We start from the raw sequence: 16,946 nt of genomic DNA, 5'->3' as shown, positions 1-16,946 counted from the left end.
TTGGAGGCAAAGCTCGTGGACAAGATCGTGCCGGCAACGGCCTATGACGTCGAAGCCATTCGCCGGGATTTTCCCATCCTGGCGAAGACGGTGCATGGCAAGCCGCTCGTCTATCTCGACAACGGCGCTTCCGCGCAGAAGCCGCAGGTCGTCATCGATGCCATCTCGCACGCCTATTCCAGCGAATATGCGAATGTGCATCGCGGCCTGCACTTCCTGTCCAATGCCGCCACGGAAGCCTATGAAGCGGCTCGCGAAAAGGTGCGCCGCTTCCTGAATGCGCCATCGGTCGACGACATCGTCTTCACCAAGAACTCGACGGAGGCGATCAACACGGTCGCTTACGGCTGGGGCATGCCCAAGATCGGTGAGGGCGACGAGATCGTCGTTTCCATCATGGAGCATCACTCCAATATCGTCCCCTGGCATTTCATTCGCGAGCGCCAGGGCGCCAAACTCGTTTGGGTGCCTGTCGATGACGAGGGCGCATTCCATATCGAGGATTTCGAAAAGAGCCTGACGGAACGCACCAAGCTCGTCGCCATCACCCATATGTCGAACGCGCTCGGAACCGTCGTTCCCGTGAAGGAAGTCTGCCGCATCGCGCATGAGCGCGGTATTCCGGTTCTCATCGACGGCTCGCAGGGTGCTGTGCATATGCCTGTCGACGTGCAGGATATCGATTGCGACTGGTATGTCATGACCGGTCACAAGCTTTACGGTCCCTCGGGCATCGGCGTTCTCTACGGCAAGAAGGAGCGGCTCGCCGAGATGCGGCCGTTCCAGGGCGGCGGCGAGATGATTTTCGATGTCACCGAGGAAAACGTCACCTACAACGATCCGCCGCATCGTTTCGAAGCGGGTACGCCGCCGATCGTTCAGGCGATCGGCCTTGGCTATGCGCTCGACTATATGGACAGCATCGGCCGGGAAGCGATTGCGCGCCACGAAGCCGATCTTGCCGCCTATGCGGCGGAAAGGCTGCGCGATATCAATTCGCTGCGTGTCATCGGTACGGCGCCAGGCAAGGGCGGCATCTTCTCCTTCGAGCTGGCGGGTATCCATTCCCACGACGTCTCGATGGTGATCGACCGGCAGGGTGTTGCCGTTCGTGCCGGCACGCATTGCGCCCAGCCGCTCTTGAAACGCTTCGGCGTCACCTCCACATGCCGTGCATCGTTCGGCATGTACAATACCCGCGCCGAGGTGGACGCCTTGGCCGATGCACTGGAATATGCACGGAAATTCTTTGCCTGAGGAGGCAAGCGATGTCACTCGACGAAAGCGAACAGAAGATCGACGCGCGCGAAGGGATCGTGCATTCCAGCATCCCCGCAGATGAGCTGGCGCGCCTCAGCGACGATATTATTTCCGCGCTGAAAACGGTCTACGATCCTGAAATTCCCGCCGATATCTTCGAGCTCGGTCTGGTTTATAAAATCGATATCGAAGACGATCGCATGGTGAAGATCGTCATGACGCTGACGGCGCCGGGTTGCCCGGTTGCCGGTGAAATGCCGGGCTGGGTGGAAAATGCCGTCGGCGCCGTTGAGGGCGTTTCCGGCGTCGACGTCTCGATGACGTTCGATCCCCCTTGGACGCCGGATCGCATGTCCGAAGAAGCGCAGGTTGCCGTCGGCTGGTATTGAAGCTTTAAGCCGCCGGCTTTACATTAAGACTCGAAGCACCGGATCTTGACCCCGGATGTGGAAGGAGAATGAGCCCATGGGCTTTGCAGTCATGAGCATGACGGATGCGGCAGCAGCTCGCGTCAAGGCGATCGTCGAGAATTCCGGCCCTGATGCCAAGGGCGTTCGCGTCGGCATCAAAAAGGGCGGCTGCGCCGGCATGGAATATACCATCGACCTAGTAACCGAGCCGAACGCGAAGGACGATCTGATCGAGCGCGATGGCGCCAAGGTCTGGGTCGAGCCGTCGGCCGTGCTTTATCTGCTCGGTACGGAAATGGGTTTCGAGACGACAACATTGCGCTCAGGCTTCATTTTCACCAATCCGAACCAGACGTCAGCTTGCGGTTGCGGCGAGTCCGTCGAGCTGAAGCCCGCCGATCTCGCTGCGCTGGCGGCTCAGCGACAGGTCGCGGGCGCGATATGAGGGATCGACGATATTCGCCACTTCGGACTGTCGGATGATCACACGACGCGCCGTACTGATTCTGCCAGTAGGTCTTTTGGTGTCGGCACAGGATCGCATCGAAATCTCTGTTCCTTCTGCTGATGATTTTCCCGTACCTCTCGCTTTCAGAGTTGCTCTCCAACCTCACGGCTCGGATACTGAAACACTCATACTGATGGCTACCTACGGCAGCGGTGAGGATGAAACGAAGTTTATCGTTGAAATTCAAGGGCCGGATAGTACGGAGGGTGGCTCCGACCGAGGCGCTGACGTCGGTGGTCCGATAAGTTTTTCGCGTGGCGCCTTCCATCGTGTTCCCGGTTCTCGCCCGACACGATTTTTTCAGCAATTGGCCAAAGCCTTGACGGCAAAAGTAAGCAGCTTTTCAAACGCCAAGCTCGAAACGCTGCCATTCGGCATAACATTTCTCGGAGCAGCGACCAGACGCCTTCCCGAGGGCGGCTTCGGCGGCGGTCCGGGAGACTGGTACGCCACAAAGCTCTTCCTCGGAGAGGAGGCGGCCGAAGTCTATTTTAATTTCAATCTGAAGTCAGGTGACGCGGAATTCAACATGAAGGACTCGGATTACGGCAATCTGGTTATTTCCGAATTGTCTAAAGTGATCTGGTGATTGTCGGTAGCCGCGTTACCGGGTAGTCCAGGGTAAATATCGCCATATTTCCCGTCGCAGCATTTCATGTTTTGATCGATGCATGCCGTCTTTGCCGTCTCCTTGGCTAAACCGCTGAGCCGGATAAGGTCGATATGGCGAGCAACGGGAGAACTTCATGGCGGCTGCAGCGTGGCTTACACACTGATTCCGGCGGCTGTCGCCATTGCGGGTGCCGCCGTCGCCGTCAATACACGGTCAAGCCCAGCGGTGACGGCCATGTTCTTTGCGAGCTTTCTGGTGCTGCTTCTGCTCGAAGAAGCAATCGGCTCGCGATGCTTAGCCTAGAATTGGCAATCTTTGGTAAGCGCCGACACCGGCGTCAGCCTGAGCCCCAATGCCCTGACGACCTTCAGGATCGTCGCGAATTCCGGATTTCCGTCTCCGCTCAGCGCGCGGTAGAGGGCCGAGCGGTTCATGCCGACATCCTTGGCCAGCTTGCTCATGTTGCGCGTCCGGGCGACTTCGCCCAATGCCTTGGCGATCGAGGCGGGATCGTCGGTTTCGAAGGCGGCGGCGATGTAGTTGTCGGGATTGTCCACGTCGAATCGTTCCGGCATAAATCTGAATTCCAAGGCCCCACTGTGGCGTCATCAAAAACGCCGCGCATCCTTTCGGACACGCGGCGTTTTCATAGACAAGTTTCACGATAGATTTATGTCTGTTTCCAGCGAAGCGGCTGAACCGCTTTGCTTTTTTGCATAAATCCTATTCTGCGGCCTCCGCGTAGGATTCCAGCGGCGGGCAGGTGCAGATCAGGTTGCGGTCGCCATAGACGTTGTCGATGCGATTGACCGGAGACCAGTATTTGTCCACGCGGAAGGCACCGGGCGGGAAGCAGGCCTGTTCGCGGGAATAGGGTCGATCCCATTCGCCGACGAGATCCTCCACCGTGTGCGGTGCGTTCTTCAACGGATTGTTGGTCTTGTCCATCCGGCCATCTTCGATGGCGCGAGCTTCCTCGCGGATGGCCAACATCGCCTCGCAGAATCGGTCGAGCTCGGCCTTCGTTTCCGATTCGGTCGGCTCGATCATCAGCGTGCCGGCCACCGGCCAGCTCATGGTCGGCGCATGGAAGCCGCAATCGATCAGACGCTTGGCGACATCATCGACCGTCACGCCGGCGCTTGCGGCCAGCGGGCGGGTGTCGATGATGCATTCGTGTGCCACGCGTCCGGCCTTGGACTTGTAGAGCACGTCATAGGCACCCTTGAGGCGGGCAGCGATGTAGTTGGCGTTGAGGATCGCCACCTTGGTCGCCTGGGTCAGGCCTTCGCCGCCCATCATCAGGCAATAGCTCCAGGAGATCGGCAGGATCGAGGCCGAACCGAAGGCTGCTGCCGAAACCGCACCGCTGCGGCCATCTGTTTCCGGATGGCCGGGCAGGTGAGGCGCCAGATGCGCCTTTACGCCGATCGGGCCCATGCCGGGACCGCCGCCGCCATGCGGGATGCAGAAGGTCTTGTGCAGGTTCAAGTGGCTGACATCGGAGCCGATATCGCCGGGACGCGAGAGGCCGACCATGGCGTTCATATTGGCGCCATCGAGATAGACCTGACCGCCATGCTTGTGCACGAGATCGCAAATCTCCTTCACCGTCTCCTCGAACACGCCATGCGTCGAAGGGTAGGTGATCATGCAGCAGGAGAGATTGTCGGCATATTGCTCGGTCTTGGCGCGGAAATCGGCCATGTCGATATCGCCATCGTCGCTGACCTTGACAACCACGACCTTCATGCCCGCCATCTGCGCCGAGGCGGGGTTGGTGCCGTGGGCGGAGGTCGGGATGAGGCAGATGTCGCGATGACCCTGACCATTGGCAATGTGGTAGTTGCGGATGGTCAGTAGGCCGGCATATTCGCCCTGCGCGCCGGAATTCGGCTGCATGGAGAAGGCGTCATAGCCTGTTACGGCGCAGAGCTTTTCCGTCAGGTCGTCGATCATCTCGCGGTAGCCGAGTGCCTGATCGGCCGGGACGAACGGATGGATATCCGAAAATTCCGGCCAGGTGATCGGCAGCATTTCCGCAGTCGCGTTCAGCTTCATGGTGCAGGAGCCGAGCGGGATCATCGAGCGGTCGAGCGCCAAATCGCGGTCGGAGAGACGGCGGATGTAGCGCGTCATCTCGCTTTCGGCGCGGTTCATGTGGAAGATCGGATGCGAGAGGTATTCGCTGGTGCGCAGCAGGGTCTTCGGCAGACGATAGGACGGCTCGAAATCGGCGATGCGGAAATCGCCGCCGAATGCGCGCCAGACGGCTTCCACCGTTGCCGGACGCGTACGCTCGTCAAGGCTGATGCCGATCTTGGTTTCACCGACCTTGCGCAGATTGACGCCTTCGGCGACGGCTGCGCGCAGGATGAGACCCTGCATGTGGCCGACTTCGACAGTGATCGTATCGAAGAAGGTCTCCGGCTCGACGGTATAGCCGAGCTTTTCCAGCCCCTTGGCCATCAGCACAGCCTTCTGGTGGACCTGTTGGGCGATCGCCTTCAAGCCCTGCGGACCGTGGAAGACCGCATACATGGAGGCCATGACGGCGAGCAGCACCTGCGCGGTGCAGATGTTCGACGTCGCTTTTTCGCGGCGGATGTGCTGTTCGCGGGTCTGCAGCGACAGGCGATAGGCGCGATTGCCGCGCGCATCGATGGAAACGCCGACGAGACGGCCCGGCATAGAGCGCTTGTAATCGTCCTTCACGGCCATAAATGCGGCATGCGGCCCGCCATAGCCGACGGGAACGCCGAAGCGCTGCGAGGAGCCGATGGCGATATCCGCACCCATTTCACCCGGGGATTTCAGCAGGGTCAATGCCAGAAGATCGGTCGCCATGATAGCGATAGCACCGGTCTGATGCAGGCGAGCAATCAGGCCGGAGAAATCGTTGATGTGGCCGTGCGTGCCCGGATACTGGAAAATCGCGCCGAAGACATCGACCGGATCGAGGTCGGTGAAGGGATTACCGACGATAACGGTCCAGCCGAGTGGCTCGGCGCGGGTCCTGATCAGCGCGATGGTCTGGGGATGGCATTCGGCATCGACGAAGAAGGCTTTTGCCTTCGATTTTGCGACGCGTTCCGCCATTGCCATGCCTTCGGCCGCGGCCGTCGCTTCATCGAGCAGCGAGGCGTTGGCGACATCGAGCCCAGTAAGGTCGCTGATCATCGTCTGATAATTCAGCAGCGCCTCAAGGCGGCCCTGGCTGATCTCAGGCTGATAGGGCGTGTAGGCCGTGTACCAGGCAGGGTTTTCCAAAATGTTGCGCTGGATGACCGGTGGCGTGATCGTGCCGTAATAGCCCTGACCGATAAGCGAGACGAGAACCTTATTCTTGTTGGCGGTCTCGCGCAGCCTGTCGAGCGCCTCGCGCTCCGTCATGGCCGCACCCCAGGCGAGCGGCGCCTTCTGTCGGATTGCCGGCGGCAACGTCGCGTCGATCAGCCCGTCGAGGCTCTTATAGCCGATCACCTTGAGCATATCGGCCATCTCGGAGGGAGACGGGCCGATATGGCGGCGATTGGCGAAATCGTATGGCTGGTAATCGGTGAAGGTGAACTCAGTCGGCGTCGTCATTATCCGATCAGCTCCTTGTAACCGGATTCATCAAGAAGACCATCAAGATCCCCGACATTCTTCAGCTTCAGCTTGAAGAACCAGCCCGCACCCATCGGATCGGAATTGACGAGGGCCGGATCGGCGGTGATGGCTTCGTTGACTTCGGTGATCTCTCCGTCGAGCGGACAATAGACTTCGGAAGCCGCCTTGACGGATTCGACGGTTGCCGCGTCCGCGCCCTTGGAGAAGCTAGCGCCGACCTCGGGCAACTCAACGAAAACGAGATCGCCGAGCTGCTCGGCGGCATGGGCCGTAATGCCCACGATTGCGACATCGCCCTCGACCTTCAGCCACTCATGTTCTTCGGTGAATTTCAGCATGGATAATCCTCTCTGGAAAAGACGTTCAACGTTTGTAGGTAGGTTTGATGAAAGGCAGCGTGCTGACGGCAACAGGCAGATATTTGCCGCGAACCTCAGCATAGACGGTGGTGCCGGCAGCGGTGAATTCTGTCGGCACATAGCCCATAGCAACCGGGGATTCGACGCTCGGACCAAAACCACCCGAGGTGACTTCGCCGATCTCCGTCTTGCCTTCGGCGTCGGCGTAGAGCTTGGCGTGACCACGCACCGGCGCCTTGCCCTCCGGCTTCAGGCCGATACGGCGGCGGGAGGTGCCGTGATCGAGTTCACCGAGAATGCGGGATGCTCCCGGAAAGCCGCCGGTGCGGGCGCCGCCAGTCCTGCGGGCCTTCTGGATAGCCCATTCGAGTGCGCCTTCAATCGGCGTCGTCGTCTGGTCGATGTCGTTGCCGTAGAGGCAGAGGCCCGCCTCGAGACGCAGGGAGTCACGCGCGCCGAGGCCGATCGGCTGGACGTCCGGATGCTCCAGCAGCCGCTTGGCGATATCCTCGGCCTTGTCGGCCGGAACCGAGATTTCGAAACCGTCTTCGCCGCTATAGCCGGAGCGCGATACGAGGCAGGAGACATCGTGGAGGCGACAATGGCGCACATCCATGAATTTCATATGGGCGATGTCGGCCCAGAGCTCGGCAAGCACGTCGACCGCGCGCGGTCCCTGCAGAGCAATGAGGGCGCGATCGAGTAATGTAACTTCGCAGCTATCGCCGATATGATCTTGAAGATGCTTGAAATCTTGCTCTTTGCAGGCAGCGTTGACGACGACGAAAAGATAGTCGTCCATATGGGTGATCATCAGATCATCGAGGATGCCGCCCTTGTCGTCCGTGAAGAAACCATAGCGCTGGCGATTTTCAGCAAGGCCGAGAATATCGACCGGCACCAGGCTTTCCAATGCCAATGCCGCATCCTCATATTTGCCGGAACGGGCGCGGATCGTCACCTGACCCATATGCGACACATCGAACAGGCCAGCGGAGGATCGAGTCCAAAGATGTTCCTTCAGCACGCCGGGCGCATATTGTACGGGCATATCGTAGCCTGCAAATGGCACCATGCGGGCACCGAGGGACACATGCAGGGCATGAAGTGGGGTGGTCTTGAGGGCAGCGGTCTCGTCCAAATGACGCCTCCGGGTTTTGCGCTCGTTTTAGAAGCGCAGAGCTCACACTTTCGGCGCGGTAGCGCCTGACGATGAGCCCCCTCTGTCTGTTTGCCTGAGATTGTTATCCCTTCGGCGAACGCTTGCGCGCTTCTCTCCAGAGTTCCGTCTGCCCCTTGCTGGTCCTTTGGCCTGAGAGTTTCCGGGGCGGTTGCTCCTTCGGCACCGGCTTGCGCCGGATTCTCCCAACAGGGTTGAAAGCCATTATCCGGTACCGGACAGAGATGGCAAGGGGCAAATGTCGCCGCTGAACAAATTTTTGTCGCGGCGATCAATCCTGCGTTTCGCAATGATTACGAGCCTTTGCAACAAGCATGGGAAAGGCTATCCCTTCTCATCGATTGAGGAGCCGGGCAGGAGACAGAGATGAACCGCAACCACGCCGCCGCATTGCTGATGTCGATTGGCGCTTTTTCGCTTTCCCTTAGTGGGGCGATGGCTCAGGACAGCGGCGCGATGAAATCCATGCCCGGAATGCACATGGATGCTGGTGCGGCGCCTTCCGGCTCGGCGACTGCCAAGCTTGGCGATCTCGACATCAGCGGCGGCTATGTTCGCGCTATGCTTCCTGGCCAGCCCGTCGGTGGCGGCTACATTACCATCCACAACACCGGCAAGACCGACGACAAGCTCACTTCCGTCACTTCATCATCCGCCGGCAAGGTGGAGCTTCACGAGATGAAGATGGAAGGCGAGATCATGAAGATGCGCGAGGTGAAAGGCGGCATCGCCATTCCCGCCGGCGCGACCGTGACGCTCGCGCCGAATACGATGCACATGATGTTCAAGCAGGTAAAGGCGCCTTTCAAGCAGGGTGGCACGGTGCCTGTGATGCTGATGTTCGACAAAGCAGGCATGGTCGACATCAATCTGCCGGTCGTCTCGGCCAAGGGAAGCTGAGCCAGAAAATTATCCTGCCATATAATTCCGGTTTCCACTTTTCCTCGAAATGCTCTAAAGCCACGTCAAAAGGCCGGAAATCTCCGGCTGCGGGGCAGATCGTCCCGTTGTTTGAATTTGCATGATCCCGCCGAACGCGGTTTGGCAATGTCCGGAACATGCTGCGTATTTGAAAGAAGAAGAATGGCCGGGATTGAGCATATTAAGGTCGAGCCTGACGAGGCCGGCATGCGCCTCGACCGCTGGTTCAAGGTGCATTTTCCAGGGCTCGGCTTCGGGCAATTGCAGAAACTGATGCGCTCCGGCCAGGTGCGCGTCGATGGCGGCCGCGTCAAGACAGATGCCCGCGTGCAGCCGGGGCAGATGGTGCGGGTGCCGCCGCTCGACGTCGATGCCAAGGCTACGAAGAGCGGCCCGATCGCCGGCAAGGAATTGAAGCATTCCGGCGATGCCGAGCTCTTGGCACGCATGCTGCTGCACGAAGACGACAAGGTCTATGTGCTGAACAAGCCGGCGGGCTTGGCCGTGCAGGGCGGCTCCGGCGTCAGCCGTCACATCGACAAGATGCTCGAGGCGTGGACGAACCAGAAGGGCGAAAAGCCGCGGCTGGTGCACCGCCTCGATCGCGATACCTCAGGCGTTCTCGTCATTGCCCGCACGCGCGGCGCGGCGCAGAAGCTGACGGCAGCCTTCCGCGAGCGCGATACCAAGAAGACCTATTGGTCGCTGGTCAAGGGTGTGCCGCGCAAGCATGAGGACAAGATCTCCACCTGGCTGGTGAAGGAAGCGACGCCGGATGGCGATCGCATGCGCATCGCCAAGCATGGAGAGGAAGGCGCCGATCACGCCGTGTCCTACTATCGCGTCGTCGAAACGGCGGCCCAGCGGCTCGCCTGGCTTGAAATGGAACCCTACACTGGGCGTACTCACCAGCTGCGCGTCCATGCGCTGCATATCGGCCATCCGATCATCGGCGATCCCAAATATTTCGAGGACGATCCGAACTGGGATTTTCCGGGGGGTGTCCAGAAGCGCCTGCATCTGCACGCGCGCCACATCGATATCCCGCATCCGAGCGGCGGACGCCTGCGCATCACCGCTCCTCTGCCGCCGCATATGGTGCAGACATGGAATCTCCTCGGTTTCGACGAGGCATCGGCAGGGGAGCCGGACGACGAATGAAGCTGGTACTTTTCGATTGCGACGGCACGCTGGTCGACAGCGCGCGGCTGATCCATGAGGTCATGGCGCGCACCTTCGTGGCCTTCGGCTATAAGCGGCCCGATGTTTCCGCGACGAAATCGATCATCGGTCTGACGCTCGATATCGCCATCGCCCGCCTGCAGGGCAAGCCCCATGTCGACGACGAAGCGATTGCCATGACGGCGCATTATAAGTCGATCTTTCCGGAGGTGCGAGACGAGGCGGACATGCAGACACCGCTTTTCGACGGCATCAAGCCGCTCATCGAGACGCTTGCCGCCCGCGACGAACTGCTGATCGGCGCGGTGACGGGCAAATCCCGCCGCGGTTTGACCCATATTCTTGAGGTCAACGAGTTCACGCCCTATTTTATCGTCTCGCGCACTGCCGATGATTGCCCGTCGAAGCCGCATCCGGCGATGGTGACGGAATGCTGTGACGAGACTGGCATGGACCCCCACGACACGATCGTGATCGGCGATGCCATCTACGACATGCAGATGGCGAAGGCGGCAGGTGCAACCGCCATCGGCGTTGCATGGGGTTACGCCTCCGTCGAGGAATTGCTAGCGGCTGGGGCAGATGCCATAGCCCACCATCCGAACGACTTGTTGAGCCATATTCTCTGAGGTGACGCCATGCGCGACCTGTTGAACGATCTTTCCGAAGGTCTCAGCCATCCCGATCCGATCCGCCGTGCGCAGCTCCAGATGAAGAAGCCGTTGCCAAAACGCTTCTACAAGGATGTGACAAGCAGCAAGGATGAGAGCGGACACGCCATCACCCTCGATGGCAAGGTGGTGAAGACGCCGGCGCGGCACTCTCTGGCCCTGCCGACGGAAGCGCTTGCCAGACTGGTGGCTGCCGAATGGGCACGCCAAGTCGACGTGATCGATCCCGCTACCATGCCGGTAACGCGGCTCGTCAACACGGCCATCGATGGCGTTGCGACGGAAAGCCAGGCTGTATTCGACGAAATTGTCCGTTTCTCGGGCAGCGATCTGCTCTGCTATCGCGCCGAGGGGCCGGAACGGCTCGTCGAGCGCCAGTCGGAACGCTGGAACCCGGTGATCGAATGGGCAGCGCGCGATCTCGGCGCCCGCTTCATTCTGGCGGAAGGCGTCATGCATCAGGATCAGCCTGTCGAAGCCATCGCGGCCTTCTCCGCCGCACTGCGCAAATATGACACGCCGATGGAACTTGCGAGCCTGCACACGATCACGACGCTGACCGGTTCGGCGATCCTGGCGCTGGCCTTTGCGGAAGGTTTCCTGCCGCTGGCCGACGTCTGGTCGCTCGCACATCTCGACGAGGATTGGACGATCGAGCATTGGGGCAGTGACGAAGAGGCCGAACAGCGTCGTGCACAACGTTTTGAAGAGTTTCAGGCCGCAACTGACGTTTTTTCTGCGCTGCGTAGTTGAATATTGTTGATTTCCAGTCCTTTATATCGATCTGCATATCTTGCAAATTCGAAGGTCGGGGCAAGGATCATGTTGTTGTTGAGGACGAGAGCCGTACCGGCGCTCGTGGGATGTCTGGCACTGGCCGCATGTTCGAGCTGGTCCGTCGATCCTCCGCCTCCAACCTATGCCGTGCGCAGCGCAACCGTTATAGCCGATCAAGCTTTGCCACCGGTGTCGCCAGCGCTGGTTGCAGCCGTCAATGATCGCGTCAACGCCGCGATTGCTGCAACAAGCTTCAGCCCGCAATTGCCACAGGTTGCCATCACCGTCCGACTGAGCGACGTCCGCAAAGCGCGCGGCTTCAATCGGGACCGCAGCAGCGCCAAGATCAATATCGATGCCGCGGCGGCCGATGGTGGCTCTGTGGTTGCCATGGCATCGTTCGAGATCAGAACAGTCGCACCTGATCCTGCCACCGCAGATGAGCTGATGGCGGAAGATATTGCCGCGCGGGTTCGTTCCATCTTTTCGCTGAACACGCCACGGCTCGCAAACTGAGCCAACCAGCTTCAAACAAGGCTCGCGCCATGCTAAGCCCGAGCGATGAGGGAGAGAGGGCCGCATGAAGGAAATCCTGCAGGAGCTGGAACGCCGTCGTGAGATCGCGAGGCTTGGTGGTGGGCAAGTGCGCATCGACGCGCAGCATGCCCGCGGCAAGCTGACGGCGCGTGAGCGTATCGATATCTTCCTCGACGAGGGCTCCTTCGAAGAGTTCGATATGTTCGTCGAGCATCGCTCGACCGATTTCGGCATGGACAAGAGCAAGATTGCCGGCGATGGCGTGGTGACCGGCTGGGGCACGGTCAACGGCCGCACCGTCTTTATTTTTGCCAAGGATTTCACAGTCTTCGGTGGGTCTCTTTCAGAAGCACATGCAGAAAAGATCACCAAGGTGCAGGATATGGCGCTGAAGAACCGGGCGCCGATCATCGGGATCTATGACGCCGGCGGCGCCCGCATTCAGGAAGGCGTGGCCGCGCTTGGCGGTTATGCCGAGGTATTCCAGCGCAATGTGCTGGCCTCCGGCGTCATCCCGCAAATCTCGATTATCATGGGGCCTTGTGCCGGCGGCGATGTCTATTCTCCGGCCATGACCGATTTCATCTTCATGGTGCGTGACACCTCCTACATGTTCGTCACCGGACCGGATGTGGTGAAGACCGTCACCAACGAGACGGTGACCTCGGAACAGCTCGGCGGCGCTTCGGTGCACACGACGAAATCCTCGATCGCCGACGCAGCCTACGACAATGATGTCGATACGCTCTTGCAGGTGCGCCGTCTCATCGATTTCCTGCCGCAGTCTAATACCGCTGACGTGCCCGAGATCGAGTGCTATCAGTCGGTGACCGAGCCGGATAACTCGCTCGATACGCTGATTCCGGCCAATGCCAACAAGCCCTACGACATCAAGGAGCTGATCCTGAAGGTAGCGGACGAGGGCGACTTCTTCGAAATCCAGGAGAGCTTCGCCAAGAACATCGTCTGCGGTTTCGGCCGCATCGAGGGTGCCACTGTCGGATTCGTCGCCAATCAGCCGATGGTACTTGCCGGCGTTCTCGACAGCGATGCATCACGAAAGGCGGCGCGCTTCGTGCGCTTCTGCGATTGCTTCAATATCCCGATCGTCACCTTCGTCGACGTGCCGGGCTTCCTGCCGGGTACAGCCCAAGAATATGGCGGGCTGATCAAGCACGGCGCCAAGCTGCTCTTTGCTTATGCCGAAGCGACTGTGCCGAAACTGACGGTCATCACCCGCAAGGCTTTCGGCGGCGCCTATGACGTCATGGCCTCCAAGCACCTGCGTGGCGATCTCAACTATGCCTGGCCGACGGCGCAGATTGCCGTCATGGGCGCCAAAGGCGCTGTCGAGATCATCTTCCGCAAGGATATCGCCGATCCTGAGAAGATCGCGGCTCACACCAAGATGTATGAGGACCGCTTTCTGTCGCCCTTCGTTGCCGCAGAGCGCGGCTACATCGACGAAGTGATCATGCCGCGCTCGACCCGGCGCCGGCTGGCACAGGGGCTTAGAATGTTGCGCAACAAGGACCTGACCAATCCCTGGAAGAAGCACGACAACATCCCTTTGTGAGCATGTGACAACAAGTCACGGATTTGACACGGAAAATTGATTGAGCGTCAGAATCCGTGTTTTCACGTTCGCGCCCGTGCGCTCTATTGCTTCCTCGTGGGGGAGTTAAAACTGGAGTTTAACATGGCGCTTTCCGATCGGCTGAATCAATATCAGCCCTATGCTCTTACCGTGCTGCGTATCGTCACCGGTGTGTTGTTCATCGAACATGGTCTGCAGAAGCTTGTTGGCTTTCCGGCCGGCGGTCAATTTCCAAGCCCGCTGCCGACCCTGCTTCTGGTTCAGGGCATCATCGAAATCGTTGGCGGATTGGCGACGATCGTCGGCTTCTTTACCCGTCCGGTCGCGTTCATTCTGTGCGGCAACATGGCTGTCGCCTATTTCATGGCGCATTATCCGAAGAATTTCTTCCCGGCCAACAACGGCGGTGACGCAGCGATTCTCTATTGCTTCATCTTCCTGTTCCTGATCTTCGCAGGTCCGGGCCTGCTGGCCATCGACAACAGCAAGAAGTAACCAGCCTTTTCGTCGGGCTCGGCTGATCGTCGGGTCCGGCGAATAAATTCGTCTCTCGCGTGTTCATTCCGTTGTCGGCGAAGCGAGAGCACTTTTGACGGGATCTCATTCGCATCCCCTATCGAACGGAGATCCTCATGTCATTTCCCGAGCGCTTGTTGCGCTATCAGCCTGCTGCCCTTGCTATTTTGCGAATCGTGACCGCGTTGCTGTTCATCGAGCACGGCACGCAAAAGGTCTTCGGCTTTCCGCCGGCGCCTTACGAGATCACGACGCTGTTCTTCGTGGCTGGGATCATAGAGCTCATAGGCAGTGTCTTGATCCTGCTCGGGCTTTTCACCCGACCGATCGCCTTTCTCCTGAGCGGCGAAATGGCAATCGCCTATTTCATGGTCCACATGCCGATCGATTTCTTTCCGGCCAACAATCAGGGAGACGGAGCGATCCTGTTCTGCTTCATTTTCCTGTTTCTGGTGTTTGCCGGACCGGGAAGCTGGGCGCTGGACAATCGCCAGCGCCGATGACCGCCGCCGTCTCAAGCAGCAAGCTTCAGGCCGGCTATACCAGCCACGATGAGGCCAATGCAGAATAGCCGAATCAAGGTCGCGGGATCACCGAGCAGCCATATGCCGAGCAGAACCGTACCGACGGTGCCGATGCCGGTCCAAACCGCATAGGCCGTACCCATCGGCAAGGTTTTTACAGCCAGACCAAGCAGCACGACGCTGATGACCATGGAGATGACGGTGAGAACTGTCGGCATCGACCGCGTGAACCCATCGGTATATTTCAGCCCGACGGCCCAGCCAATTTCGAACAAGCCTGCGAGGAAAAGCAGGAACCAAGCCATTTTACGCTCCTTTGTTAAGAGCGAGGCCGTCCCCGCGATGTCTACGGCCGGTTTGGTTGCCGGCCGCCGCAGTCGTCTGCGCATTTCCTATATGCATTTGTCGGCTGCTTATTTCAAGGCGATGGTACTACCTTTACTTCTTCAGCCGTTCGGCATGCCACTTCAGGTGATCGTCCATGAAGGTTGAGATGAAATAGTAGGAGTGGTCGTAACGCTCGTGCAGGCGCAGCGTCAGGCCGATACCGGTTCCCTTGATCGCATCTTCGAACAGCCAGGGGCGCAGTCCGTTTTCGAGGAAGCTGTCGGCTTTTCCCTGATCGATCAGAAATTCGGGGAAGCGGGCGCCATCTTCGACGAGCGCACAGGCGTCATAGCGGCGCCATGCAGCCTGATCGCTTCCCAAATATTTTTCCAGTGCAGGTGCGGACCAATCGGCCGTCGACGGCTGCACGATCGGCGCGAAGGCGGAGCAGCTCTTGAAGCGCTCCGGATTCTTCAATGCGATCGTCATGGCGCCGTGGCCGCCCATGGAATGGCCGAAGATGCCCTGGCGGCTCATATCGGCGCGGAATTGCTTCGATATGATCGCAGGCAGTTCCTCGGTGATGTAGCTGTACATCTGATAGTTTTCGGCCCAGGGCGTCTCGGTGGCATCGAGATAGAAGCCGGCGCCTTTGCCCATCTGCCAATTGGTCAATTCGTCCGGCACGTCGTTGCCGCGCGGGCTGGTGTCCGGGCAGACGATGATCAGGCCGAGCTCGGCGGCCATGCGTCGATATTCGCCCTTGTCCATGACGTTGGCATGGGTACAGGTGAGACCGGAAAGATACCAGAGGACCGGGCAGGGCTCCTTGATCGCCTGCGGCGGCACGAAAACGGCAAAGGTCATGTCGCATTTGCAGGCGTCCGACTCGTGCGAAAAGACACCCTGCATGCCGCCGAAGGCCGTGTTCTGGGAAATGATGTTCAAGACTGGTCTCCAGGCGATGATTGATGTGCTTTGGCACGCCGGCAAAGCCGGTCGAAGGTTTCGAGGAAGGCGGAGCGGTCGCGCGGCGAGAAGGCGGCATTATAGCCCTTGCTTTCCCCGGTTTCGCGAAGATGTGCCCCAAGATCGCGCATGGCGGTCGCCATGCCGATATTCGTCTTGTCGAAGATGCGGCCGGTCGGTCCCGTCACGAGTGCTCCGGTCGCAACGCAGCGGCCGGCAAGCGGTACATCCGCGGTGACGACGATATCGCCGGCGCCAGCATGCTCAGCGATCCAATTGTCGGCAGCGTCAAAGGCGTTGGAGACGATGACGTTGTGCACCATGGGGTCCCGCGACGGCCGCAATCCCGAATTGGCGACAAAGGTCACCTCCATGCCGTGGCGTTCGGCAACCTTCAGGATCTCCGGCTTGACCGGGCAGGCGTCGGCATCGACATAGATCATGATATCAAATCTTTTCAGCTATATGCGGCGCATTTCTCATACGCCGCATATGTTCAGTCGAGTGGCTTTCTGCCTCAGTAGAGCACGACGCTGCGGATGCTTTCACCCGAATGCATGAGCTCAAAACCCTTGTTGATGTCGTCGAGCGGCATGGTGTGGGTGATCATCGGATCGATCTGGATCTTGCCTTCCATGTACCAGTCGACGATCTTCGGCACATCGGTGCGGCCACGCGCGCCGCCGAAGGCCGTGCCCATCCACGAGCGGCCCGTCACCAGCTGGAACGGACGCGTCGAGATCTCCTGGCCGGCGCCGGCAACGCCGATGACGACGGACTTGCCCCAGCCGCGATGGCTGGCTTCGAGCGCCTGGCGCATCACCTTGGTGTTGCCGGTGCAGTCGAAGGTATAGTCGGCGCCGCCGATCTGGTCGGCCCCACGCTTCGTCATGTTGACGAGGTAAGGTACGATGTCGTCGCCGACCTCCTTCGGATTGACGAAATGCGTCATGCCGAAGCGCTCGCCCCAGGCCTTCTTGTCA

21 protein-coding genes and 1 riboswitch are annotated in these 16,946 nt (G+C 59.5%); of the genes, 13 read left to right on the top strand and 8 right to left on the bottom strand.

Features of this window, described 5'->3' with window-relative positions; genetic code table 11:
• Positions 1-15 precede the first annotated feature (15 nt).
• The 5 genes from AC13RC_RS10035 (at position 16) to AC13RC_RS10015 (ending at position 3,094) form a co-directional block, all read left to right on the top strand.
• The gene (locus AC13RC_RS10035) at positions 16-1,257 is read left to right on the top strand and encodes a cysteine desulfurase (RefSeq protein ID WP_488557056.1); all 1,242 of its coding nucleotides are present in this window, start codon (positions 16-18) and stop codon (positions 1,255-1,257) included.
• 11 nt (positions 1,258-1,268) lie between these two features.
• Positions 1,269-1,649, top strand: a complete 381-nt coding sequence (locus AC13RC_RS10030; protein ID WP_069612273.1) for an SUF system Fe-S cluster assembly protein — start codon at positions 1,269-1,271, stop codon at positions 1,647-1,649.
• Between the two features lie 76 nt (positions 1,650-1,725).
• Positions 1,726-2,115 carry a Fe-S cluster assembly scaffold SufA gene (gene sufA, locus AC13RC_RS10025; protein ID WP_145631051.1) on the top strand — a complete coding sequence of 130 codons (390 nt, stop codon included), beginning with the start codon at positions 1,726-1,728 and terminating at the stop codon, positions 2,113-2,115.
• A gap of 34 nt (positions 2,116-2,149) precedes the next feature.
• A complete protein-coding gene (locus AC13RC_RS10020) occupies positions 2,150-2,767 on the top strand; it encodes a hypothetical protein (RefSeq protein ID WP_488557055.1) in 618 nt (205 codons plus the stop codon).
• Positions 2,768-2,938: 171 nt separating this feature from the next.
• Positions 2,939-3,094 (top strand): hypothetical protein, encoded by a 156-nt coding sequence (locus AC13RC_RS10015; protein ID WP_488557054.1) that lies wholly within the window; start codon positions 2,939-2,941, stop codon positions 3,092-3,094.
• On the opposite strand, the gene AC13RC_RS10010 is transcribed toward AC13RC_RS10015, so the two are convergent.
• The 4 genes from AC13RC_RS10010 to gcvT form a co-directional block, all read right to left on the bottom strand.
• Positions 3,091-3,366, bottom strand: coding sequence for an addiction module antidote protein (locus AC13RC_RS10010; RefSeq protein WP_488557053.1), 276 nt, complete (start codon positions 3,364-3,366; stop codon positions 3,091-3,093). The two genes, AC13RC_RS10015 and AC13RC_RS10010, sit on opposite strands and share 4 nt — an antisense overlap.
• A 148-nt stretch (positions 3,367-3,514) precedes the next feature.
• Positions 3,515-6,379 (bottom strand): aminomethyl-transferring glycine dehydrogenase, encoded by a 2,865-nt coding sequence (gene gcvP, locus AC13RC_RS10005; RefSeq protein ID WP_488557052.1) that lies wholly within the window; start codon positions 6,377-6,379, stop codon positions 3,515-3,517.
• On the bottom strand, positions 6,379-6,741 hold the full coding sequence (gene gcvH, locus AC13RC_RS10000) for a glycine cleavage system protein GcvH (RefSeq protein WP_106997972.1): 363 nt from the start codon (positions 6,739-6,741) through the stop codon (positions 6,379-6,381). Before gcvH ends, gcvP begins: the two co-directional genes overlap by 1 nt.
• Positions 6,742-6,766: 25 nt before the next feature.
• Entirely contained in the window at positions 6,767-7,903 is a 1,137-nt protein-coding gene (gcvT, locus tag AC13RC_RS09995; RefSeq protein ID WP_488557051.1) for a glycine cleavage system aminomethyltransferase GcvT, read from the bottom strand.
• Positions 7,904-8,052: 149 nt separating this feature from the next.
• A riboswitch (glycine riboswitch) is annotated at positions 8,053-8,140 on the bottom strand.
• Positions 8,141-8,308: 168 nt separating this feature from the next.
• On the opposite strand from gcvT, the gene AC13RC_RS09990 reads away from it, so the two are divergent.
• The 8 genes from AC13RC_RS09990 (at position 8,309) to AC13RC_RS09955 (ending at position 14,646) form a co-directional block, all read left to right on the top strand.
• Positions 8,309-8,842, top strand: coding sequence for a copper chaperone PCu(A)C (locus AC13RC_RS09990; protein ID WP_488557050.1), 534 nt, complete (start codon positions 8,309-8,311; stop codon positions 8,840-8,842).
• A gap of 183 nt (positions 8,843-9,025) precedes the next feature.
• Positions 9,026-10,024, top strand: a complete 999-nt coding sequence (locus tag AC13RC_RS09985; RefSeq protein ID WP_113332548.1) for an RluA family pseudouridine synthase — start codon at positions 9,026-9,028, stop codon at positions 10,022-10,024.
• On the top strand, positions 10,021-10,674 hold the full coding sequence (locus tag AC13RC_RS09980) for an HAD-IA family hydrolase (RefSeq protein ID WP_095434971.1): 654 nt from the start codon (positions 10,021-10,023) through the stop codon (positions 10,672-10,674). The genes AC13RC_RS09985 and AC13RC_RS09980 overlap by 4 nt, the downstream gene beginning before the upstream one ends.
• A 9-nt stretch (positions 10,675-10,683) precedes the next feature.
• A complete protein-coding gene (locus tag AC13RC_RS09975; protein WP_488557049.1) occupies positions 10,684-11,469 on the top strand; it encodes an ATP12 family chaperone protein in 786 nt (261 codons plus the stop codon).
• 69 nt (positions 11,470-11,538) lie between these two features.
• Positions 11,539-12,009, top strand: coding sequence for a hypothetical protein (locus AC13RC_RS09970; RefSeq protein ID WP_113332545.1), 471 nt, complete (start codon positions 11,539-11,541; stop codon positions 12,007-12,009).
• 64 nt (positions 12,010-12,073) lie between these two features.
• Positions 12,074-13,606: an acyl-CoA carboxylase subunit beta gene (locus AC13RC_RS09965; RefSeq protein WP_145317312.1), complete on the top strand. Its 1,533-nt coding sequence runs from the start codon at positions 12,074-12,076 to the stop codon at positions 13,604-13,606.
• A 123-nt stretch (positions 13,607-13,729) separates the two neighbouring features.
• The gene (locus tag AC13RC_RS09960; protein ID WP_069612260.1) at positions 13,730-14,122 is read left to right on the top strand and encodes a DoxX family protein; all 393 of its coding nucleotides are present in this window, start codon (positions 13,730-13,732) and stop codon (positions 14,120-14,122) included.
• A 137-nt stretch (positions 14,123-14,259) separates the two neighbouring features.
• Positions 14,260-14,646: a DoxX family protein gene (locus AC13RC_RS09955; protein WP_488557048.1), complete on the top strand. Its 387-nt coding sequence runs from the start codon at positions 14,260-14,262 to the stop codon at positions 14,644-14,646.
• Between the two features lie 11 nt (positions 14,647-14,657).
• Here the strand turns inward: AC13RC_RS09955 and sugE are convergent, their stop codons facing one another.
• The 4 genes from sugE to AC13RC_RS09935 form a co-directional block, all read right to left on the bottom strand.
• Positions 14,658-14,972: a quaternary ammonium compound efflux SMR transporter SugE gene (gene sugE / locus AC13RC_RS09950; RefSeq protein WP_488557047.1), complete on the bottom strand. Its 315-nt coding sequence runs from the start codon at positions 14,970-14,972 to the stop codon at positions 14,658-14,660.
• Positions 14,973-15,105: 133 nt separating this feature from the next.
• The gene (fghA, locus tag AC13RC_RS09945) at positions 15,106-15,942 is read right to left on the bottom strand and encodes an S-formylglutathione hydrolase (RefSeq protein WP_488557046.1); all 837 of its coding nucleotides are present in this window, start codon (positions 15,940-15,942) and stop codon (positions 15,106-15,108) included.
• Positions 15,939-16,406: a YaiI/YqxD family protein gene (locus AC13RC_RS09940; protein WP_145317321.1), complete on the bottom strand. Its 468-nt coding sequence runs from the start codon at positions 16,404-16,406 to the stop codon at positions 15,939-15,941. The genes fghA and AC13RC_RS09940 overlap by 4 nt, the downstream gene beginning before the upstream one ends.
• A gap of 74 nt (positions 16,407-16,480) precedes the next feature.
• Positions 16,481-16,946: zinc-binding dehydrogenase (locus AC13RC_RS09935; protein ID WP_488557045.1), on the bottom strand; the 466-nt coding region annotated here is incomplete at its 5' end.

Source organism: Martinezella sp. CNPSo 3890, from assembly GCF_057784455.1.
The sequence above is the reverse complement of the archived record's forward strand: the minus strand, read 5'-3'. Positions and strand labels throughout refer to the sequence as shown.